The following is an 18,516-nucleotide window of genomic DNA, read 5'->3' on the forward strand; positions in this document are numbered from 1 at the left end:
GGGCCCCTGTGGGCCCGGCACGGTCGATGCTGGGCCTTGTCCCAGGGGCAAGGTCAAGGGGCGGGGAGCAGGGGCGGTGACATGCTGGATCGGGGGGGGCGGGCGGTGACAGCGGTGACGAGAGGGGTTGGGGCGCATGGGGTCGCATGCGGTGGTCCGGGTGGGCGGGCGTGAGATGGCGTACGAGGACTTCGGCGGCGACGGGCCGGTGCTGCTCGCCGTGCACGGGTCCTTCGGCCGGGGCGCGATCTTCGGCGGGCCGGCCGAGCGGCTGGCGGGGCGGGCCCGCGTCATCGCGCCCGACCAGCGCGGGCACGGGCACAGCGAGCACGGCGGGGGCGGCTCGCGCAAGGACTTCGTCGGCGATCTGGCGCTGTTCGTCAACGAGCTGGGGCTGGGTCCCGTCGTGGTGCTCGGACATTCGCTCGGCGGCATCAACGCCTACCAACTCGCCGCGTGGCACCCCGAGTTGGTCGCCGCGCTGATCGTGGAGGACGTCGGGCCCGTCATGCGGACCCCGGAGGTCGAGCACCCGGTGCTCGATGTGCGCGGCTGGCCCCGCGAGGCGGCCACCCGCGCACAGCTGGCGGCGGCGATCGAGGCGCGCGGCGTCCCGGACAGCGCGTACTTCCTGCGGAGCGCCGAGCAGGACCCGCGCAGCGGCCGCTGGCGGCTGCTCTTCGACTGGGAGGAGATGATGTCCGTCCAGGAGGGCGGGGTCGGCGACTGGTGGCAGGACTGGCTCGCCTCCGCCTGCCCCGCGCTGGTGCTGCACGGGCACGGGAGCACGCTGCTGCCCACGCCGCTGGCGCGCGAGATGACCCAACGGCGGCCCGGCACACGGCTCGTGGAGTTCCCGGACGCCGGGCACTGGATCCACGACGACGACCCGGACGGGTTCGCGCGGGCGGTCGGGGAGTTCCTGGACGGCCTGCGCGCGGGGTGACCCTGCGGCGCGGCGGCCCGGCATGAACGGCGCAGCGCGAGTCGGGCCGGAGTCGGAAGTCGGTCGTAGGCGGGCCGGTCGGAGGTGAGGGCGCACAGCCGCGGGGAAGGGTGGAGGGGGTACTCCCGGAACTCGACTGCTGGAGACGGACGTTGAACACCTCGCACACCCACCGCCACCCCCACACCAAGGGCCCGGCCGGCCACGCGAGCGCCGAGGAGCCCGCGGCCGATGTCGCGCCCGAAGCCGTCGCCGCCGCACACCTGCTGGACCAGGCCCTGGGACATCTCTACTCCGCCTCGCTGCGCGCCGCGGCGGACCTGCGGATCGCCGACCACCTCGACGCGGGCCCGCGCACCACCGCCGACCTGGCCCGGCGTACGGACACCGACGAGGTCTCGCTGCGGCGGCTGCTGCGCTATCTCGCCTCGCGCGAGGTCTTCCGCGAGGACGAGAACGGGGCGTTCCACCTCACCCCCGCCGCGCGGTATCTGCGGACCGGCACTCCCGGTTCGCTGCACGCCGCGGTCGTCATGCTCACCGAGGAGATGTTCCTGCGCCCCGAGTCGGCGCTGCAGGAGACCGTACGGACCGGGGAGCCCGCCTTCCCCAAGGTCTTCGGCGCACCCTTCTTCTCGTACCTCAACGACCACGCGGCGGCCCGCGAGCTCTTCGACGTCGGCATGGCGGCCTTCTCCGACCCGGTCAACGGCCGGGTCGCGGACACCTATCCGTTCCCCGAGCGGGGGGTGGTGGTCGATGTCGGGGGCGGCCGGGGCGGGCTGCTGCGCGACGTACTGCTGCGGCACCCGGGGCTGACCGGGGTGCTGTGCGACCAGGAGCAGGCGCTGCGGGAGCATCTGCTGGACGTTCCGGAGCTGGCGGGCCGGTGGCGGGCGGTGCCGGGCGACTTCTTCACCGCGGTGCCCGAGGGCGGCGACTTCTACCTGCTCAAGCACGTGCTGCCCGACTGGGGCGACGAGGACTGCGTCCGCATCCTCGGCTCGTGCCGGCGGGCCATGGCGCCCGGCGGCCGGGTGCTGATCGTGGACTCCGTACTGCGCCCCGGCAACGAGCCGCACCCGGGCAAGGGCCTGGACGTGGCGATGATGATGCTCCAGGAGGGGCGGGCGCGGGAGCCCGGCGACCTGGACGCGCTGCTCGCCGGAGCCGGGCTGCGGCGCACCCGGACGCTGCGCACACCGGCGTTCCCCTCGATCGTGGAGGCGGTGGCGAAGGCGGGCAACGACGGCTAGCGGTACGGCCGTACGGGGGGTGTTACGCCGTCGGGCGGCGGGCGGGGGTACGCAGTTCGAGGGCGGTCAGGGGGACGAAACCGAGCGGTGCCGCGCCGTGGGCGTCCGTAGGGGCCGCGCGCCCGTCGAGGCGGCGCAGCATGGCCAGCGCGATGCGTTCGCCCTGCGCCTTGGCGCGCTCCGCGGTGGGGCCGGCGTGCAGTCCGTCGACGGCGGAGCGCCACAGCTGGAGCCAGCGGCCGAAGTGCTCGGCGCTCAGCGGCCGTTGGCGGTGCAGGGCGGCGTGCGGGGCGTAGGCGTCGCGGGGGCGGGCGGCGGCGCCGAACAGGACGCGCTCCCAGAAGTCGACGCTGCGCGGCAGGTGCGCCCCGAGGTCGGTGCGGGCGAGCGCGGTGAAGTACCCGCCGATCAGCGGGTCGCGGAAGGCGGCCTCGTAGAAGCGGCCGAGGAGGGCCTCCAGGTCGGCGCGGGTGGTGATGTCGGTGCGGGCGGTGATGTCGGTGCGGGCGGCGGCGCGGACCGGCGGGGCCTCGTCCATGGCCGGTGACTCCTGTGGGGTGCGGGGTGTTCCGGGTGCGGGGTGTTCCGGGTGCTGTTGATGTCCGGACTACCACAGGTGGCCACCGGACCGCGGCAAGAGCGGTGAGTACGCGGGACGGCCCGTCAGGTCCGGCAACCTGACGGACAAGGAGTGGTTTTGAACCACTTGGGCGGTGTGCGCGCTTAGCGTGAAGGCACGGGCCGCGCCACCCCGACCCCTGGCAGCGGCCCGGCCAACTTCCGTCCCGACCGCATCGATCGTGGAAAGGCGGCCCAGGCCATGCCCGAGCTCGTACTGGCCGTTCGCGGCAGCGCAGTCCCGGAAGCGGCACAGACCGTGGACCGGCTCGCCGGTCTGATCACCCGGCTCGGCGGGATACGGCCGGTGACCGGCCACCTCGACCACCAGGAACCGAGCCTGGCGCACGCGCTGCAGGCGGTCTCCGCGGAGGGACACGGCAGCGCGGTCGTGGTGCCGCTGCTGCTGGGCGAGGGCTATCACCACACCGTGGACATCCCCGCCGTCGTGGAGTCCGCGCGGGCGCGGGGGCTGCGGTGCGCGCTGACCGCGGGGCTCAGCGGCGAGGTGTCGGTGGCCTTCGCGCTGTACGAGCGGCTGCGCGCGGCCGAGCGCCGGGCGGGCGGCAAGGCGGACGCGGTCGTGCTGGCCTCGGCGGGCTCCTCGCGCCCCGGCGGCACGGACGGGGCGCGTACGGCCGCCCGTCAGCTGCGGCAGCTGCTGGGCGGGGAGCGCGGGCGGGTGCCGGTGCGGCCCGGGTACTGCTCGGCGGCCGGGCCCTCGGTCGAGGAGGCCGTCGAGGAGCTGCGCAGGGACGGCCACCGGCGGATCGCCGTGGCCGCGCACCTGCTGGCGCCGGGCCGCTTCAGCGCGTCCCTGGACCGGCTGGGCGGCGCGGCGTGGGTCGTGACGGCCCCGCTGGCCGACCACTCGCGCCTGGCCCGCCTGGTGCTGCGGCGCCACGCCGCGGGGCGGATGTCGCTGTCCTCGTATCTGGCCGTCTGACCCGGACGCGGGTCGGCTCGTCCGGCCCCGGCGGGGGTCGGCCCCCCGGCCCGGAGCGGGGGTGCGCGCGCCGTGGTGGCCGCCGCGGTATCGCCCGGCCGGCGCCGGGCTCGTCCTCAAACGCCGGACGGGCTGGATTTGGACGGGCTGGATCTGTACGGGCTGGATTCGCACGGGCCGGACTCGTGCGGGCCGGGTCTGCGCGGGTGGTGGCCGCCGGCGGAAACGGCCCCCCGTACGGCCGCGCGCCGCCACAATCCCCCGTCCGGCGGATACGCGCGCGCCAACTCGCCCTGGCGTCGGACGCGTTGACGCGGGGCGCGCCGCGTAATCGCCCGCTCCGCTCCGTCTCCCCCGGTCGAAAGTCCGCCGGACCTGATGTCTCGTTAGATCGGTCCGCCGCGTCCGGCGGTCGCGAGGACTCAGGGAGAGGACGGGTGCGTGCTGTTTCTGCTGGTCGCGCACATCGTGGCCGCGCTTGCCGCGCCTGCTCTCGTACGCGTTCTGGGGCGCGGCGCCTTCCTGGTGCTGGCGCTGGTGCCGGCCGGGTGCGCCGTATGGGCCCTGACGCGGGCGCCCGCTGTACTGGACGGGTCGCCGCTGGTCGAGCGGGTCTCCTGGCTCCCCGCCTATGAGCTGAACCTGGATCTGCACGTCGATCCGCTGGCGATGGTGATGATGCTGCTGGTCACCGGCGTCGGCGCGCTGGTGCTGGTGTACTGCGCGCGCTACTTCGACCCCGGGGACCGCTCGGTGGGCCGGTTCGCCGCCACCCTGGTGGCGTTCGCGGGGGCGATGCTGGGGCTGGTGGTCGCGGACAACCTGATCCTGCTCTATGTCTTCTGGGAGCTGACCACGGTCTTCTCCTATCTGCTCATCGGGCACTACCGGGAGCGGCAGGAGAGCCGCCGGGCCGCGCTGCAGTCGCTGGTGGTCACCACGCTCGGCGGACTGGCGATGCTGGTGGGGCTGCTGCTGCTCGGGCACACCGCGGGCAGCTTCACCGTCTCCGCCATCCTCGCCGACCCGCCGCCCGCGACGGGCCCGGTGACCTGGGCGCTGGTGCTGATCCTGGTGGGCGCGCTGTCGAAGTCCGCGCAGTTCCCCTTCCACTTCTGGCTGCCGGGGGCGATGGCCGCGCCCACCCCGGTCAGCGCGTATCTGCACGCCGCCGCCATGGTGAAGGCGGGCGTCTTCCTGGTGGCGCTGCTGGGCCCCGCCTTCGCCGGGTATCCGCCCTGGCGCGCCGTAGTGGTGGGGCTCGGGCTGCTGACGATGCTGCTGGGCGGGTGGCGGGCGCTGCGGCAGTACGACCTGAAGCTGCTGCTGGCGTACGGCACGGTCAGCCAACTGGGCCTGCTGATGGTGCTGTTGGGGACGGGCACGCGGACGGCCGCGGTGGCGGGGCTGGCCATGCTGGTGGCGCACGCCGCGGCCAAGGGCGCGCTGTTCATGGTGGTGGGGATCGTGGACCACGCGACGGGCACCCGCGACATGCGGCGGCTGCGCGGGCTGCGCCGGGAGACGCCGGTGGTGTTCTGGGCCACGGTGGTGGCGCTGGCGTCGATGGTGGGGCTGCCGCCGACCGCGGGTTTCGTGGCCAAGGAGGCGGCGTACCAGGCGTTCATCGAGGCGGGTCCCGAAGGTCTCGGCGGCCCGTGGCGGCAGCTGGTGCTGGCGGGGGTGGTGGCCGGTTCGGCGCTGACCCTCGCGTACGGGGCGCGCTTCTTGTGGGGCGGTTTCTTCGACGGGCCGGGGGGCGGTGCGGTGGCCGGGGTGCGGCACCGGCCCGGGTGGCTGTTCACCTCGCCGCCGGTGCTGCTGGCGGCGCTGGGGGTGGCGCTGGGGTGTGCCGCGCCGCTGTGGAACGGGGCGGTGGCCGCGTACGCCGACCAGTACGGGACCGGCGGCGGGCACGGGTACTACCTGGCGCTGTGGCACGGGTTCGGGCTGGCGCTGGGGCTGACCGGGGTGACGCTGGCCGTGGGGGCGCTGCTGTTCGTGGCGCGGGAGCGGGTGCTGCGGGCGCAGGCCGCGGTGGCGCTGCGCTTCAGCGCCGACGGGGTCTACCACCGGGTGATGCTCGGGATGGACCGGGTGGCGTTCACGGTGACCACGACGGTGCAGCGGGGGTCCCTGACGGGCCATCTGGCGGCGATCCTGGTGGTGCTGGCGGTACTGCCGGTACTGGCGCTGGTGAGCGGCGGGCCGTGGCACACGCGGACGCACCCGTGGGATTCGCCGGTGCAGCTGGCGGCCGGGGCCGTCATCGCGATCGCCGCGGTGGCGCTGGTGGCGATGCGGCACCGGCTGAGCGCGGTGCTGCTGGCAGGCGTGACCGGCTACGGGACCAGCGTGCTGTTCGTACTGGAGGGGGCGCCGGATCTGGCGCTGACCCAGTTCCTGGTGGAGACGGTCAGCCTGGTGCTGTTCGTCCTGGTGCTGCGGCGGCTGCCGGCGCACTTCCCGGCCCGGCGCCCCGGGCGGATCGGGCGCGCCTGGCGGGCGTTGCTGGCGGTGGGCGCGGGGCTGGTGACCGCGGGGCTGCTGATCGCGGCCGGCGGCGCGCGGGTGGAGCGGCCCGTCTCCGACCCGGGGATGGCGCAGGCGGCCGTCGAGGGCGGCGGGCGCAACATCGTCAATGTGACGCTGGTGGACCTGCGGGCCTGGGACACCTTCGGCGAGATCTCCGTGCTGAGCGCCTGCACCGCCGGAGTGACCGGGCTGGTGTTCCTGCGCCGCCTGCTGACCGCGGTGCCCCGCGCGACGGGGACTCAGGAAGCGCAGGGAGCGGTGGCCGGGCTGCTGCGGGCGGCGTACACCGTGGCCGCCGGGCGCCGCTCGCTGCTCTTCGAGGTGATGACGCGGCTGACCTTCCACACCGCCGTCGTGCTCTCCCTCTATCTGCTCTTCGCCGGGCACAACGCGCCGGGCGGCGGCTTCGCCGGCGGCATGACCGCGGGCCTGGCGATGGTGCTGCGCTATCTGGCGGGCGGCCGCTTCGAGCTGGGCGAGGCGGCACCGATCGGCGCGCAGGTGCTGATCGGCGCGGGGCTGACGCTCGCCGCGCTGACGGCCCTGGCGCCCCTCGCGTTCGGCGGGACGGTGCTGCAGAGCGCCGCGATCGACTTCGGCCTTCCGCTGGTGGGCCAGGTGCACACCACGACCGCCCTCTTCTTCGACATCGGGGTGTATCTGCTCGTGGTCGGCATGGTCCTGGACTTCCTGCGGGCGCTGGGCGCCGAGATCGACCGGCAGTGGCAGGAGCGGGAGGTGACGGCGTGGAGCTGAGCGTGAGTGTGACGCTGGCCGGCACCGTCGCGGTGCTGGTGGCCGCCGGGGTGTATCTGCTGCTCTCGCAGAGCCTGAGCCGGCTGCTGCTGGGCGTGGTGCTGCTGGGCAACGGCGCCAACCTGCTGATCCTGGCCACCTCGGGGCGGGCCGGGCGCCCGCCGATCCTGGGCGGGGACGGCCGGATGAGCGACCCGCTGCCCCAGGTCATGATCCTGACCGCGATCGTCATCACGCTGGGCATGACGGCGTTCCTGCTCGCGACGGCCTACCGCTACTGGCAGCTGACGGGCGACGACGTACTCCAGGACGACGTGGAGGCGCGGCGGCTGGCGGGCAAGGACCGGTGCGCCCGCACCGGCGCCAGCGACGAGTCGGAGTACGAGCCGCAGGACGAGCCGCGCCCGGGAGGCACCTCGTGAACAACGCCCTGGTGGCCCTGCCCGTGCTGATCCCGCTGCTGGGCAACGGTGTGACGGCGGCGCTCGGCCCGCGCGTGCTCAACGGGCAGCGCGCGGTGAGCGTGTGCGCGCTGGTGGCCGTGCAGATCGTCGAGGCGGTGCTGCTGGTGCAGGTCTACCAGGACGGCCCGCAGGTGCTGCACGTGGGCGGCTGGGCCGCGCCGCTGGGCATCGTCCTGGTCGCCGACCGGCTCTCCACGCTGATGCTGCTCGTCTCCACCTCCATCGCGCTGGCGGTGCTGGTGTACGCGATCGGGCAGGGCGTGGCCGACGCCGTCTCGCGCACGCCGCAGGCGGTGTTCATCCCCTCCTTCCTGGTGCTGACCGCGGGGGTCTCCAACGCCTTTCTGGCCGGGGACCTGTTCAACCTGTACGTGGGCTTCGAGCTGCTGCTGGTGGCCAGTTACGTCCTGCTCACCCTCGGCGGCACCGAGTCGCGGCTGCGCACCGGCACCACGTACATCGCGGTCAACCTGCTGTCCTCGGTGCTGTTCCTGACGGCCATCGGGCTGGTGTACGCGGCCACCGGCACACTCAACCTGGCGCAGCTGGCGGGGCGGCTGGACGCGCTGGGCGACGGCATCCGGCTGGTGCTCCAGCTGATGCTGCTGATCGCCTTCGGCATCAAGGCGGCCGTCTTCCCCCTCAACGCCTGGCTGCCGGACTCCTATTCGACGGCGCCCGCGCCGGTCACCGCGGTCTTCGCCGGGCTGCTGACCAAGGTCGGCGTGTACGCGATGATCCGCACCAACACGCTGCTCTTCCCCGACGGGCGCCTGGACGACGTGCTGATGTGGGTGGCGCTGGCCTCGATGCTGCTGCCGATCATGGGCGCGATGGTGCAGCTGGACGTCAAGCGGATGCTGTCGCTGACACTGGTCAGCCATATCGGGTTCATGGTGTTCGGGCTGGCGCTGGGCAGCGCGCGCGGCTTCTCCGGCGCGGTGTTCTACATCGCGCACCACATCGTCGTACAGACCTCGCTGTTCCTGACGACCGGGCTGATGGACCGCCGCGGCGGCTCGACCTCCATCGACCGCCTGGGCGGCCTGGCCCGGCTCTCGCCGCTGCTGGCCGCGCTGTACTTCATCCCCGCGCTCAGCCTCGGCGGCATCCCCCCGCTGTCGGGCTTCATCGGCAAGGTGGGGCTGCTCAACGCGGGCGTGCACATGGGCACTCCGACGACGTACATCCTGGTCGCGGGGATGATGCTGGCCTCGCTGCTGACCCTGTACTCGGTGGCGCGGGTGTGGAGCAAGGCGTTCTGGCGCGAGCCGGACACCCCGCTGCCCACCGGCCCGCAGGCCGAGAGCTGGGAGGGCGTCAGCGGCGAGGGCGTGGTGACCACCGCGCCCTTCCCCAAGGCGATGGTCGGCGCCACCGCCGCGCTGGTCGTGCTGGGCCTGGCGATGACGGTGTGGGCCGAGCCCCTGGTCGGCTACGCGGAGCACACCGCGGCCGAGCTGCTGGACCGCGCGGTGTACGTACGGGCCGTCCTGGGAGGTGGCGCATGAGCGCGGCGAACGGCGGCCGGGCCAGGCCGCAGCCATCGGTGATCGTCTGGCTGACGCTGGTGTGGGTGCTGCTCCAGGGCGAGTTGACGTTCGCCAACGTGGCGGCCGGGCTGCTGGTCGCGCTCGGCGTCTCCTGGCTGCTGCGGCTGCCGCCGATGGGCCGCGGGCTGCGGCTGCGCCCGCTGGCCTGCGCGTACCTGGCCGGACGCCAGCTCCTGGACATGGTGACGGCCAGCGTCCAGGTGATCGCGCTGACCCTGCGCCCCGGCCGGCTGCCGAGCAGCTCGGTGCTGGCGGTGCAGCTGCACACCCGCGACCCGCTGCTGATCGCGCTGATCTCCGGGCTGCTGTCCCTGGTGCCGGGCAGCGCCGTCCTCGAACTGCGGCCGCAGGAGGGCCTGTTGTACGTGCATGTGCTGGCCGCCGACACCACCGAGCGGATCGCGCGCAGCCGCGCGGAGGCGCTGGCGCTGGAGGAGCGGGTGCTGCGCGCGTTCGCCCCGCCCGCCCGGCACGCCAAGCGCGACCGGAAAGGGAGCAGATGAACGCCGTGCTGGCCGTGACGGCCGTACTGCTGACGGCGGCCGCGGCCCTGCTGCTGGCCCGGCTGATCGCGGGCCCCTCGCTGCTGGACCGCACCCTGGCGCTGGACGTGCTGGTGATCACCGCCGTGGGCGTGATGTCGGTGACGGCGGTGCAGCTGCGCACCAATGTCTCGCTGCCCGCCATGGCCGTACTGGCCCTGTTCGGCTTCACCGGTTCGGTGTGCGTGGCCCGCTTCGCCATCGCCCGTGAGACGTCCCTGGGCGGGCCCGAGGGTGGCGGGCACGCAGACAGCGGGCCCACGGACGGCGGGCGCGCGGACGGCCCCGAGGAGTCGCGGTGAACTGGACCCAGGCCGCCGATCTGGCCTCCGCCGTCTGCCTGCTGCTGGGCGCGCTGCTCACCTTCCTGGCCGCGCTCGCGCTGGTACGCCTGCCGGACCTGCTCTCGCGCATGCACGCCGCGACCAAGCCGCAGGTGCTGGGCACACTCCTGCTCCTGCTCGGCGTCGGGCTGCGGCTGCGCACCCTCTCCGACATCGGGACGCTGCTGCTCATCGGGCTCTTCCAGCTGCTGACCGCCCCCGTGGCGGCCCACATGATCGGCCGCGCCGCGCACCGTACGGGAGTGGTCCACGAGGAACTGCTGGCGGTGGACGAGCTGGCACGCGACCTGCCCGGGGTGCCGGGAGAGAGCGAGGAACGGGCATGAGCGAGCACTACTACCGGCCCGGGAAGGAGCCCGCGGCCTCCACCGAGGGCGTCTGGCGGTGGTACCGGCCGATGAAGGGCCGCAGCGTCACCGAAGCGCACCGGGCGGCCACGCCCCTGGAGCTCTTCTTCGACCTGTGCTTCGTGGTCGCGGTGGCCCAGGCGGGGCGCGCCTGGGAGCACGAGGTGGCCGAACACCACCTGGTGCAGGGCGCGTTGGGGTTCCTGGTGGTGCTGTTCGCCATCTGGTGGGCGTGGATGAACTTCACCTGGTTCGCCTCCGCCTACGATACCGACGACGCCCCGTACCGGGTGGCGACCCTGGTGCAGATCACCGGCGCGCTGATCCTGGCGGCCGGGGTGCCCGAGGCGCTGTCCGAGCAGCACTTCACGGTGCCGGTCATCGGCTATGTGGTGATGCGGATCGCGATGGTCGCGCAGTGGCTGCGGGCCGCCGCCTCGCACCCCGAGCGGCGCACCACCGCGCTGCGCTACGCGCTGGGCATCACCTTCTGCCAGGCGGGCTGGCTGGGGTGGCTGGCGGTGCCGGGCGCGGGGAAGTGGGCGTACTTCGCCTTCTTCGCGGTGTGCGAGGTGCTCGTACCGGCCTGGGCGGAGCGGGCGGGCGAGACGCCCTGGCACCCGCACCACATCGTGGAGCGCTACGGGCTGTTCACCATCATCCTGCTCGGTGAGACCGCGACCGCGGTGGTGCTGGCCATCCAGGCGGAGATGGAGTCCCCGCGCGGGGCCGGGGAGCTGGCGATGGTGATCGTGGGCGCCGTGCTGATCGCCTTCTCCATGTGGTGGCTGTACTTCGCGGTGCCCGCGCACCAGGGGCTGACCTCGCTGAAGTCGTCCCTGCTGTGGGGATACGGCCACTACGGGATCTTCGCGGCGGTGGCGGCGGTAGGGCCGGGGATCGTACTGGACGCCGACGACATCACCGGCGAGGTCAACCTCGACGACACCCTGGTCGCCTCGCTGGTGACCGTCCCCACCGCCGTCTACGTCCTGCTGGTGTGGGCGCTGCACCTGCGTCCGCACCTCAAGGGCGTGGCGATGAACGCGCTCTACCCGTGCATCGCCGGCCTGGTGCTGGCCATGACGTTCACCCCGCGGCCGGTGCTCTTCAGCGGCATCGTGATGGCGGTCGGCGTGGTGGTGCCGATCCTGGCACACCCGGTCAAGCGCTCCGCGGTACGGGACTGAGAGGGCGCCGCGGTGCGGGCCGCCGGGGACTCGGCCCGTCACGTCCCGTACGGTCGGGGGCAGTTCGCGGGTACGGGCGACCAGCGGGACCGCGGCCGGGGCCGGCCGGCCCCGGGACAGGGCCGGCCGGGCGCTCTCGCCGGGCAGCGCGAACGGTGGGGGTCTGCCGTACGGGGACGGTCCGGCCGGTGGCAGGGGCGGCGGGCCGGGGGCGTAGCGCGGCCCGGCGGGCCGGTGTGTCGGCCCTCGACGCCCTGTCAAAAGGCCCGAATTTCCGGGGACCTTGGACCCTTGCGCCGCGCAACGGGCAGGGGGGTGGCAGCGGCTCGAATCCCTGTGCCATGTACGGTGAAGATTGCCCTTTATGCCCGTCGGCAGACGCCGTAGCAGGTCCGTCTTCCCCGTCCGGCCGGACACGAGGAGTCTCACGACATGGCCCCCCGCCACGCCAGCAAGACCCAGCGCATACGCCTGACCCGGCGCGGCAAGGCCGCGACCGGCCTGATCGTGACGGTGCTGGCGGCAGGCACCGCGCTGTGCGCGTGGCCCGCCAGCGGCGACGACCACGACGACCAGCGCGCCAAGGACACCGGCAAGCACACCGCCGCCCCGGACACCGCCCCGGCCGCCGCGCCGTCCGCCGCCGCGGCCCCCAAGGACATTCCCGGCCTCAGCGACGCCGTCCGCAAGCAGATCCCCGCCGACTCCCGCCAGGTCCTGGTGGCCACCGGCAAGGGCCACGACGCCCACGACTCCGGCGTGGTCCTCTACACGCGCGCCGAGGGCTCCCAGGACTGGCGGCCCGGCCCCACCTGGCCCGCCCACAACGCCTCCCGGGGCTGGACCAAGGACCACCGCTACGGCGACCTGCGCTCCCCGCAGGGCGTCTACACCCTCACCGACGCGGGCGGCAGGCTGGCGCCGCCGCAGGGCACCAAGCTCCCCTACGACCGCAACAGCAGCTTCGTGGCGCACGGCACGGGCGTGGAGGGGGAGCCCCTGGAGGGCGCCTTCGACTACGTCATCGCCATCAACTACAACCGCGTGCCGGGCACTTCACCGCTGGACCAGAAGCGCCCGCTGGGCGCGGCCAAGGGCGGCGGGGTGTGGCTGCACGTCGACCACAACGGACCGACCCAGGGCTGTATCAGCCTCAAGCCCGAGGTGATGCAGGAGCTGCTGCGCACCCTGGACCCCGCGCAGCACCCGGTCATCGTGATGGGCCCGGCGGGCTTCTGAGGCCACCGCGCCCGGGGCCACCGCACCGCTCGCGCCGTCGCACCCTCGTGGTACCCATGAGGCATGGCTGACGATGCTGTGTCCCCAGATGCTGTGTCCCCAGATGCTGTGTCCCCCGCCGCCGCTGACGCCGACTCCTCGGCGCAACGCACCGGTCCCCGGGATGCGTTGACGGATGTCACGGGCCTTCGGGTCGGACATGCCGAACGCACGCGGGACGGCTGGCTCAGCGGCACGACCGTGGTCCTCGCGCCGGAGGGCGGGGCGATCGCCGCCGTCGACGTGCGCGGCGGCGGGCCCGGCACCCGCGAGACCGACGCGCTGGACCCGCGCAATCTCGTCCAGCGGGTAGAGGCCGTCGTGCTCAGCGGCGGCAGCGCCTTCGGGCTGGACGCCGCCTCGGGCACCGTGGCCTGGCTGGAGGAGCACGGCCGCGGCTTCCGCGTCGGCCCCGACCCCGCGCAGGTCGTCCCGGTCGTCCCGGCCGCCGCCCTGTTCGACCTGGGGCGCGGCGGCGACTGGCGCGCCCGGCCCGGCGCCGCCTTCGGCCACGAGGCCGCCGAGGCCGCGTTCCGCACGAACCTCAACTCCCCTGTACCGCAAGGCAACAGGGGCGCCGGTACGGGCGCGGTGGCCGGCGGCCTCAAGGGCGGCATCGGCACCGCGAGCCTGGTGCTGCCCTCGGGCGTGACGGTCGCCGCGCTGGCGGCGGTCAACGCCGCGGGCTCGCTCGTGGATCCCCATTCGGGTCTGCTCTACGGGCAGTTGTACGGCCAGCTGTACGGCCATCAGGCCGTCCGGCCGCCCTCCCCCGCCGTCCACGCCGCGGCCCGCCGCCGGCTGGACGCGGCCAGGGCCGAGTCGGCGGCCCGCTCGGCCGCCGCCGTACGCCCCTCGCTCAACACCACCCTGGCCGTCGTCGCCACCGACGCCACCCTCTCGCGGGCGCAGGCCCACAAGCTGGCGGGCACCGCCCACGACGGGCTGGCCCGCGCGGTGCGGCCCGTACACCTCCTGTCCGACGGCGACACGGTCTTCGCCCTGTCGACCGGGTCCCGGCCCCTGGTGCCCGAACAGCCCGACGCGGACCCGGCGTTCGGCGTGCACACCGAGGCGGGGGCCCTCAACGAGATTCTCGCGGCGGGTGCGGACGCGGTGACGCGCGCGGTGGTCAAGGCCGCGCTCGCCGCCGAGAGTGTCGACGGGCCGGGGGGCGCCTTTCCCTCGTACCGGGATCTGTACGGCGACTGAGCGCCGACCGCGATCGATCCAGCCCGTCCGGCGTTCGAGGACATCGCGTACGGAAGCTAGACCCCCGCCGCGCCCAGCAACGAACCGGCCGCGTACGTAACCCCCATCGCCAGTACGCCACCGGCAACGTTGCGCAGGACGGCGGGCCGTACCGGGGCGGCGCCCAGCCTGGCGCTGCCCCAGCCGCACAGCACCAGTGCGGCGATCACCGAGACGACCGTGACCAGCAGGCGCAAAAACGCGGGCGGCAGGACGATGGCGAGCAGCGGGAGCACCGCGCCCGCCGTGAAGGCGAGGAAGCTGGCGCCCGCCGCGTGCCAGGGGTTGGTCAGGTCGTCGGGGTCGATGCCCAGCTCGACCTCCGCGTGCGCCCGCAGCGCGTCGTGCTCGGTGAGCTGCTCGGCGACCTCCCGGGCCAGCTCGGGGGTGAGCCCCTTGCCCTCCAACAGCTCGGTCAGCTCGACGAGTTCGGCCTTGGGCCGGGTGTCCAGCTCCCGCTTCTCCAGCGCCAGGGCTGCCTTCTCGGAGTCGCGCTGGGTGGAGACGGAGACGTACTCGCCCGCCGCCATCGACATCGACCCGGCCAGCAGCCCGGCGAGCCCGGCCGTCAGCAGCGCGCCGCGCGCGTCGGTGGCCCCGGCGACGCCGACGACCAGCCCCGCGGTGGAGACCACGCCGTCGTTGGCGCCGAGCACGGCGGCCCGCAGCCAGTTCAACCGGCTTCCCAGGCTGCCGTTGTGGGCTTCTTCGTGGCCCTGGTCGGGGGCGGGCTCGGAGGGTGCGGGCGTGCCGTGGCTCATGCGGGGAGGGTCTCACCGCCGCTCTGCGGGCGCCCGGCGCGACACGGCCGGGCACAGGTCAGCGAAAGCGCAGGCCGCTCGACCCGGCCGCGAACTGCCGCACCACGACCTGGAAGGCGCGCTCCTCGGCGAGGCTGAGCCGGACGTTGTCCAGGGGGTGGTTGATCCGCTCCAGGAAGGTCTCGGCGGGCGCACCGGGCCCCGTACGGGGGCGCCGGGACTGCCGCCACAGGGCCCGGGCGCCCGCGACGACCGAGACCACGGCCAGTGCGCCGAACAGGCCGAGGCTCACGCGCTGCGGATCGGCGAGGTGGTCGAGCATGTGGAACATGGGGTCCTCCAGGCACAGTGGCTGAATACAGCGCTGCGACAGCTGAGCACCGACGACTGCTTCAGGTGCTTGGGCCGCTTCCTGACGCTTGTTGTCGCTTCCTCCCCGACTGCCCCAGTTAACACCATGCTTCGGGACCTTTGACAAGGGGAAGCGGGACCAAAGTCCCTGCGATTTCGGTCACCCGGCCGCCCCGTGGCGGCCCGCCGCCGCCCGCTGTCGCAGTGCGGCATCCACCTCGGCCACCGCCAAATCGTCAGTGGTAGAACGGCCTTATGGCCGCGTCCTCCCCTGCTCCCCCTCCTCCCCCGCCTCCCACGCTCGTACAGCGCAAGCCCCCCGTCCCCAAGCGGCGGCGGCTGTGGTGGCACCGTCTGGTGCTCGGCCTGTGGTTCCGTCCCGTGGAGGTGCTGGACGAGGCGCGCGACCGCAGCGCGTGGAGCGCGGCGACGGTGCTGTGCCTGATCAGCGGCGCGCTCGGCGTACTGTCGGTGGACGCCTTCCGGCAGCAGTACGCCACGGACCGGCACACGGCGCTGATGGTGGCCGGGGTGGCCGAGGCGGGCGTACTGCTGGCCAGTCTGGCGCTGGGGATGGTCACCCATGCGATAGCCCGCACGATCGGCGGCAACGGCAAATTCGCCCCGACCGTCAGCCTGTTCATCGTGCTGTTCTGGGTCACCGACCTGCCGCGGCTGGTGCTGGCGCACTGGATCCCGTCCGGCTCCGTCCTGCTGGCCGCGATCGCCTGGACGACCTGGGGCTTCGGCTGCACGCTCGCCGTACTGCTCATACGCGGCCAGCACCATCTGCCCACCGGCAAGGCGGCGGTCGCGGTCACGATCCAGATGCTGGCCGCGCTGGCACTGCTGAAACTGGGGCCGGTTCGCTGAGCCTCAGCGCCGCCCGGCCAAGTTCCGTACGAGGCCCTCGAAGGTCTCGCGTTCCGCCTCGCTGAGGTTGACCGCCTCGCGCTCGGGGCCCGCGGGGTCGGTCTGGCGCGGCACCGAGGACAGCAGGTCCTGCGCGCCGGTCCAGGGGGACGCCTCGGCGCGGTCCCGGCGCACGACCCTGACCAGGCCCACGATCCAGACGACGACGGCGACGGCCAGTACGGCGAGGCCGAGCTGCTGGAGGATGGTGACGGAGGGGAGCATGCGGTCCTCCAGGTCGTGGGGAACTCGGGGTCCTTCGGTCGCGTCGGGCGATGCGCCGGGCGCCCAGTAGACACCACACCGAGGGACCTTCGACAGGGGGCCATGGGACCTTGGTCCCGAAGTGCGGCATTCCGCCCCGCACGGGCCCTCTCAACTGCCCCGCCTCGCTCGCGCAGCACCTTGCATACGTGCCCCGCCGGGCACTCGCACCCCTCATGTGACCTTCGCCACAAGGGCGTTGGGGTGGAACCAAAACCTCCCCGCGAGAGCTGTTTAGAAGCGCTGGAAACACCTCTCGCCCATGGAGCAGCCCGTGACATCGCCGGACACCCCCGCGCCGGAAAACAGCGCGCCCGCTCGCCCCCGCAGCAGCCGGCGCACGGCGCGCCGCGGTCTGGCGGCGGTTTCCCTTCTCGCGGCCGGCGCGCTGGCGCTGACGGCCTGCGGCGGGGACGCCGCCGGTGACGACAAGGGCGGCGACGGCAAGGGCCAGGCGAACGCGGATGCCGCGGCAGCCAAGGACGCCTCCGACGCGAAGATCCAGATCTCGTCGAAGAACGGCGCGACCGACGCCAGCATCAACGACACCGTCGTCAAGGTCAGCGGCGGCAAGCTGAAGAGCGTGACGATGACGGTCGGGGACTCCGGCGCCACCGTCGAGGGCTCCATATCCGCCGACGGCACTTCCTGGAAGCCCGGCAAGCAGCTGGAGCGCGGCACCAAGTACAAGATCACCGCGAATGCGGTGGACGCCAAGAACCGCGCCGCGACCGAGAACTCCTCCTTCACCACGGTCTCCCAGGCCAACAGCTTCATCGGCAACTACACGCCCGACCACGGCAAGAAGGTCGGCGTGGGAATGCCGGTCTCCTTCACCTTCAACAAGCCGATCACCAACAAGAAGGATGTCCAGTCCCACATCACGGTGACCTCCAGCAGCGGCCAGAAGGTGGTCGGTCACTGGTTCGGCGCCCAGCGCCTGGACTTCCGGCCCGAGGAGTACTGGAAGGCCAACTCCAAGGTCACGCTGAAGATCGACCTGGACGGGGTGCAGGGCTCCAAGGGCGTCTTCGGCGTCCAGTCCAAGACGGTGACCTTCGACATCGGCCGCTCCCAGGTCTCCACCGTGGACATGAAGACCCAGACCATGACCGTCGAGCGGGACGGCAAGAAGGTCAAGGACATCCCGATCTCCGGCGGCAGCGCCCAGCACCCGACGTACAACGGGCAGATGGTGATCTCGGAGATGTTCAAGCAGACCCGCATGGACGGCTCGACGGTCGGCTTCGGCGGTGAGTACGACATCAAGGACGTGCCGCACGCCATGCGCCTGTCCTCCTCCGGCACCTTCATCCACGGCAACTACTGGGGCAGCCCGTCCATCTTCGGCAGCCAGGGCACCAGCCACGGCTGTGTCGGCCTGCGGGACGTCAAGGGCGGCGGGGGCGACACCCCCGGCAAGTGGTTCTACGACAGCTCGCTGGTCGGCGACGTGGTCGTGGTGAAGAACTCCCCGGACAAGACCATCAAGCCGGACAACGGCCTCAACGGCTGGAACATGTCCTGGAGCCAGTGGCAGGCGGGCAGCGCACTCTGAGCGCTGGATCCGCATGTGCGGCGGTCCGGGACGTAAGTCCCTAGGACTCGCCTCCCGGACCGACGCACAATCGATCTTCGTGTTCCTTCATCTGGCCGACGGCATCGGCGACCGCAGCGCCTTCAGCGATCTGACCGACCTCCCCGCGCACGTCCCGCGCGCGGTCTCCATCGGCCTGATCGCCGCCTCCGTCCTGGCCCTGGCCGTCTGCCTGCTCGGCGCGGTCGTCCTGGTCTGCGGCACCCTGACCCGTACGCGCCCCAAGCAGCCCGTACTGGACCTCTCACCGGTCTGGGCGCTGCGCGGCGCCCTGGTGTGGGCGATGGCCTGGTGGGGCGCGCTGATCGGTCTGCGCAAGGACCTGCGCCTGCCCGACTTCGGCAACGTCCCCTGGTACCTGGCCGCCTTCGCCTGCTCCACCGCGGGCCTGGAATACCTCACCCGCGTCGCCACCGCCCGCCGCAGCCCGACGCTCGGAAACCTCGCGAGAGCGGCGATGTGGGGCCTGCCCGCCGTCGGCGGCGCCCTGGTGGCCTGGGCCAAAGGCTAGGCCCCATAAGGGGCAGCCGCTCAGCGCTGCGCGGGAAGTGCGGTCGGTCGACTGCGGGCCGTCCGTGACCGGTCGCGCCCACGCGGCACAGCCG

19 protein-coding genes are annotated in these 18,516 nt (G+C 73.3%); 15 read left to right on the plus strand and 4 right to left on the minus strand.

Features of this window, described 5'->3' with window-relative positions:
• Positions 1 to 136 precede the first annotated feature (136 nt).
• Both AC4IJH_RS28920 and AC4IJH_RS28925 read left to right on the plus strand, forming a co-directional pair.
• Positions 137 to 946, plus strand: a complete 810-nt coding sequence (locus AC4IJH_RS28920; RefSeq protein WP_490854841.1) for an alpha/beta fold hydrolase — start codon at positions 137 to 139, stop codon at positions 944 to 946.
• Positions 947 to 1,098: 152 nt separating this feature from the next.
• Positions 1,099 to 2,202, plus strand: a complete 1,104-nt coding sequence (locus tag AC4IJH_RS28925; RefSeq protein ID WP_490854842.1) for a methyltransferase — start codon at positions 1,099 to 1,101, stop codon at positions 2,200 to 2,202.
• Positions 2,203 to 2,224: 22 nt separating this feature from the next.
• Here AC4IJH_RS28925 and AC4IJH_RS28930 read toward each other — a convergent pair whose 3' ends face one another.
• Positions 2,225 to 2,740, minus strand: a complete 516-nt coding sequence (locus tag AC4IJH_RS28930; protein WP_490854843.1) for a group III truncated hemoglobin — start codon at positions 2,738 to 2,740, stop codon at positions 2,225 to 2,227.
• Between the two features lie 282 nt (positions 2,741 to 3,022).
• On the opposite strand from AC4IJH_RS28930, the gene AC4IJH_RS28935 reads away from it, so the two are divergent.
• The 10 genes from AC4IJH_RS28935 (at position 3,023) to AC4IJH_RS28980 (ending at position 13,987) form a co-directional block, all read left to right on the plus strand.
• Complete coding sequence (locus AC4IJH_RS28935) at positions 3,023 to 3,766, plus strand: sirohydrochlorin chelatase (protein ID WP_490854844.1); 744 nt, start codon at positions 3,023 to 3,025, stop codon at positions 3,764 to 3,766.
• A gap of 441 nt (positions 3,767 to 4,207) precedes the next feature.
• Positions 4,208 to 7,057, plus strand: coding sequence for a Na+/H+ antiporter subunit A (locus tag AC4IJH_RS28940; protein WP_490854845.1), 2,850 nt, complete (start codon positions 4,208 to 4,210; stop codon positions 7,055 to 7,057).
• Entirely contained in the window at positions 7,048 to 7,479 is a 432-nt protein-coding gene (locus AC4IJH_RS28945) for a Na(+)/H(+) antiporter subunit C (RefSeq protein ID WP_490854846.1), read from the plus strand. Before AC4IJH_RS28940 ends, AC4IJH_RS28945 begins: the two co-directional genes overlap by 10 nt.
• On the plus strand, positions 7,476 to 9,032 hold the full coding sequence (locus AC4IJH_RS28950; protein WP_490854847.1) for a Na+/H+ antiporter subunit D: 1,557 nt from the start codon (positions 7,476 to 7,478) through the stop codon (positions 9,030 to 9,032). Before AC4IJH_RS28945 ends, AC4IJH_RS28950 begins: the two co-directional genes overlap by 4 nt.
• The gene (locus tag AC4IJH_RS28955; RefSeq protein ID WP_490854848.1) at positions 9,029 to 9,577 is read left to right on the plus strand and encodes a Na+/H+ antiporter subunit E; all 549 of its coding nucleotides are present in this window, start codon (positions 9,029 to 9,031) and stop codon (positions 9,575 to 9,577) included. Before AC4IJH_RS28950 ends, AC4IJH_RS28955 begins: the two co-directional genes overlap by 4 nt.
• A complete protein-coding gene (locus AC4IJH_RS28960; protein ID WP_490854849.1) occupies positions 9,574 to 9,918 on the plus strand; it encodes an MrpF/PhaF family protein in 345 nt (114 codons plus the stop codon). The genes AC4IJH_RS28955 and AC4IJH_RS28960 overlap by 4 nt, the downstream gene beginning before the upstream one ends.
• Complete coding sequence (gene mnhG / locus AC4IJH_RS28965) at positions 9,915 to 10,286, plus strand: monovalent cation/H(+) antiporter subunit G (protein WP_490854850.1); 372 nt, start codon at positions 9,915 to 9,917, stop codon at positions 10,284 to 10,286. The genes AC4IJH_RS28960 and mnhG overlap by 4 nt, the downstream gene beginning before the upstream one ends.
• On the plus strand, positions 10,283 to 11,497 hold the full coding sequence (locus AC4IJH_RS28970; RefSeq protein WP_490854851.1) for a low temperature requirement protein A: 1,215 nt from the start codon (positions 10,283 to 10,285) through the stop codon (positions 11,495 to 11,497). The genes mnhG and AC4IJH_RS28970 overlap by 4 nt, the downstream gene beginning before the upstream one ends.
• Positions 11,498 to 11,929: 432 nt before the next feature.
• Complete coding sequence (locus tag AC4IJH_RS28975; RefSeq protein ID WP_490854852.1) at positions 11,930 to 12,736, plus strand: L,D-transpeptidase family protein; 807 nt, start codon at positions 11,930 to 11,932, stop codon at positions 12,734 to 12,736.
• A gap of 63 nt (positions 12,737 to 12,799) precedes the next feature.
• On the plus strand, positions 12,800 to 13,987 hold the full coding sequence (locus AC4IJH_RS28980) for a P1 family peptidase (protein ID WP_490854853.1): 1,188 nt from the start codon (positions 12,800 to 12,802) through the stop codon (positions 13,985 to 13,987).
• Positions 13,988 to 14,043: 56 nt separating this feature from the next.
• Here the strand turns inward: AC4IJH_RS28980 and AC4IJH_RS28985 are convergent, their stop codons facing one another.
• A complete protein-coding gene (locus tag AC4IJH_RS28985) occupies positions 14,044 to 14,787 on the minus strand; it encodes a VIT1/CCC1 transporter family protein (RefSeq protein ID WP_490854854.1) in 744 nt (247 codons plus the stop codon).
• Positions 14,788 to 14,845: 58 nt separating this feature from the next.
• Positions 14,846 to 15,118 carry a hypothetical protein gene (locus AC4IJH_RS28990; protein ID WP_490854855.1) on the minus strand — a complete coding sequence of 91 codons (273 nt, stop codon included), beginning with the start codon at positions 15,116 to 15,118 and terminating at the stop codon, positions 14,846 to 14,848.
• Between the two features lie 275 nt (positions 15,119 to 15,393).
• On the opposite strand from AC4IJH_RS28990, the gene AC4IJH_RS28995 reads away from it, so the two are divergent.
• The gene (locus AC4IJH_RS28995; RefSeq protein WP_490854856.1) at positions 15,394 to 16,011 is read left to right on the plus strand and encodes a Yip1 family protein; all 618 of its coding nucleotides are present in this window, start codon (positions 15,394 to 15,396) and stop codon (positions 16,009 to 16,011) included.
• 3 nt (positions 16,012 to 16,014) lie between these two features.
• Here AC4IJH_RS28995 and AC4IJH_RS29000 read toward each other — a convergent pair whose 3' ends face one another.
• Positions 16,015 to 16,275, minus strand: coding sequence for a hypothetical protein (locus AC4IJH_RS29000; RefSeq protein WP_490854857.1), 261 nt, complete (start codon positions 16,273 to 16,275; stop codon positions 16,015 to 16,017).
• 301 nt (positions 16,276 to 16,576) lie between these two features.
• On the opposite strand from AC4IJH_RS29000, the gene AC4IJH_RS29005 reads away from it, so the two are divergent.
• On the plus strand, positions 16,577 to 17,872 hold the full coding sequence (locus AC4IJH_RS29005) for a L,D-transpeptidase (protein WP_490854858.1): 1,296 nt from the start codon (positions 16,577 to 16,579) through the stop codon (positions 17,870 to 17,872).
• A 79-nt stretch (positions 17,873 to 17,951) separates the two neighbouring features.
• A complete protein-coding gene (locus AC4IJH_RS29010; protein ID WP_490854859.1) occupies positions 17,952 to 18,422 on the plus strand; it encodes a hypothetical protein in 471 nt (156 codons plus the stop codon).
• Positions 18,423 to 18,516 lie beyond the last annotated feature (94 nt).

It is taken from the genome of Streptomyces sp. UF-297, from assembly GCF_058245575.1.

Bases quoted from the DNA above. Each gene is read 5' to 3' on its own strand.
- AC4IJH_RS28920 (WP_490854841.1), top strand. From the start codon at position 137: ATGGGGTCGCATGCGGTGGTCCGGGTGGGCGGGCGTGAGATGGCGTAC.
- AC4IJH_RS28930 (WP_490854843.1), bottom strand. From the start codon at position 2,740: ATGGACGAGGCCCCGCCGGTCCGCGCCGCCGCCCGCACCGACATCACC.
- AC4IJH_RS28935 (WP_490854844.1), top strand. From the start codon at position 3,023: ATGCCCGAGCTCGTACTGGCCGTTCGCGGCAGCGCAGTCCCGGAAGCG.
- AC4IJH_RS28955 (WP_490854848.1), top strand. From the start codon at position 9,029: ATGAGCGCGGCGAACGGCGGCCGGGCCAGGCCGCAGCCATCGGTGATC.
- AC4IJH_RS28960 (WP_490854849.1), top strand. From the start codon at position 9,574: ATGAACGCCGTGCTGGCCGTGACGGCCGTACTGCTGACGGCGGCCGCG.
- AC4IJH_RS28970 (WP_490854851.1), top strand. From the start codon at position 10,283: ATGAGCGAGCACTACTACCGGCCCGGGAAGGAGCCCGCGGCCTCCACC.
- AC4IJH_RS28975 (WP_490854852.1), top strand. From the start codon at position 11,930: ATGGCCCCCCGCCACGCCAGCAAGACCCAGCGCATACGCCTGACCCGG.
- AC4IJH_RS28980 (WP_490854853.1), top strand. From the start codon at position 12,800: ATGGCTGACGATGCTGTGTCCCCAGATGCTGTGTCCCCAGATGCTGTG.
- AC4IJH_RS28985 (WP_490854854.1), bottom strand. From the start codon at position 14,787: ATGAGCCACGGCACGCCCGCACCCTCCGAGCCCGCCCCCGACCAGGGC.
- AC4IJH_RS28990 (WP_490854855.1), bottom strand. From the start codon at position 15,118: ATGTTCCACATGCTCGACCACCTCGCCGATCCGCAGCGCGTGAGCCTC.
- AC4IJH_RS28995 (WP_490854856.1), top strand. From the start codon at position 15,394: ATGGCCGCGTCCTCCCCTGCTCCCCCTCCTCCCCCGCCTCCCACGCTC.
- AC4IJH_RS29000 (WP_490854857.1), bottom strand. From the start codon at position 16,275: ATGCTCCCCTCCGTCACCATCCTCCAGCAGCTCGGCCTCGCCGTACTG.
- AC4IJH_RS29005 (WP_490854858.1), top strand. From the start codon at position 16,577: ATGGAGCAGCCCGTGACATCGCCGGACACCCCCGCGCCGGAAAACAGC.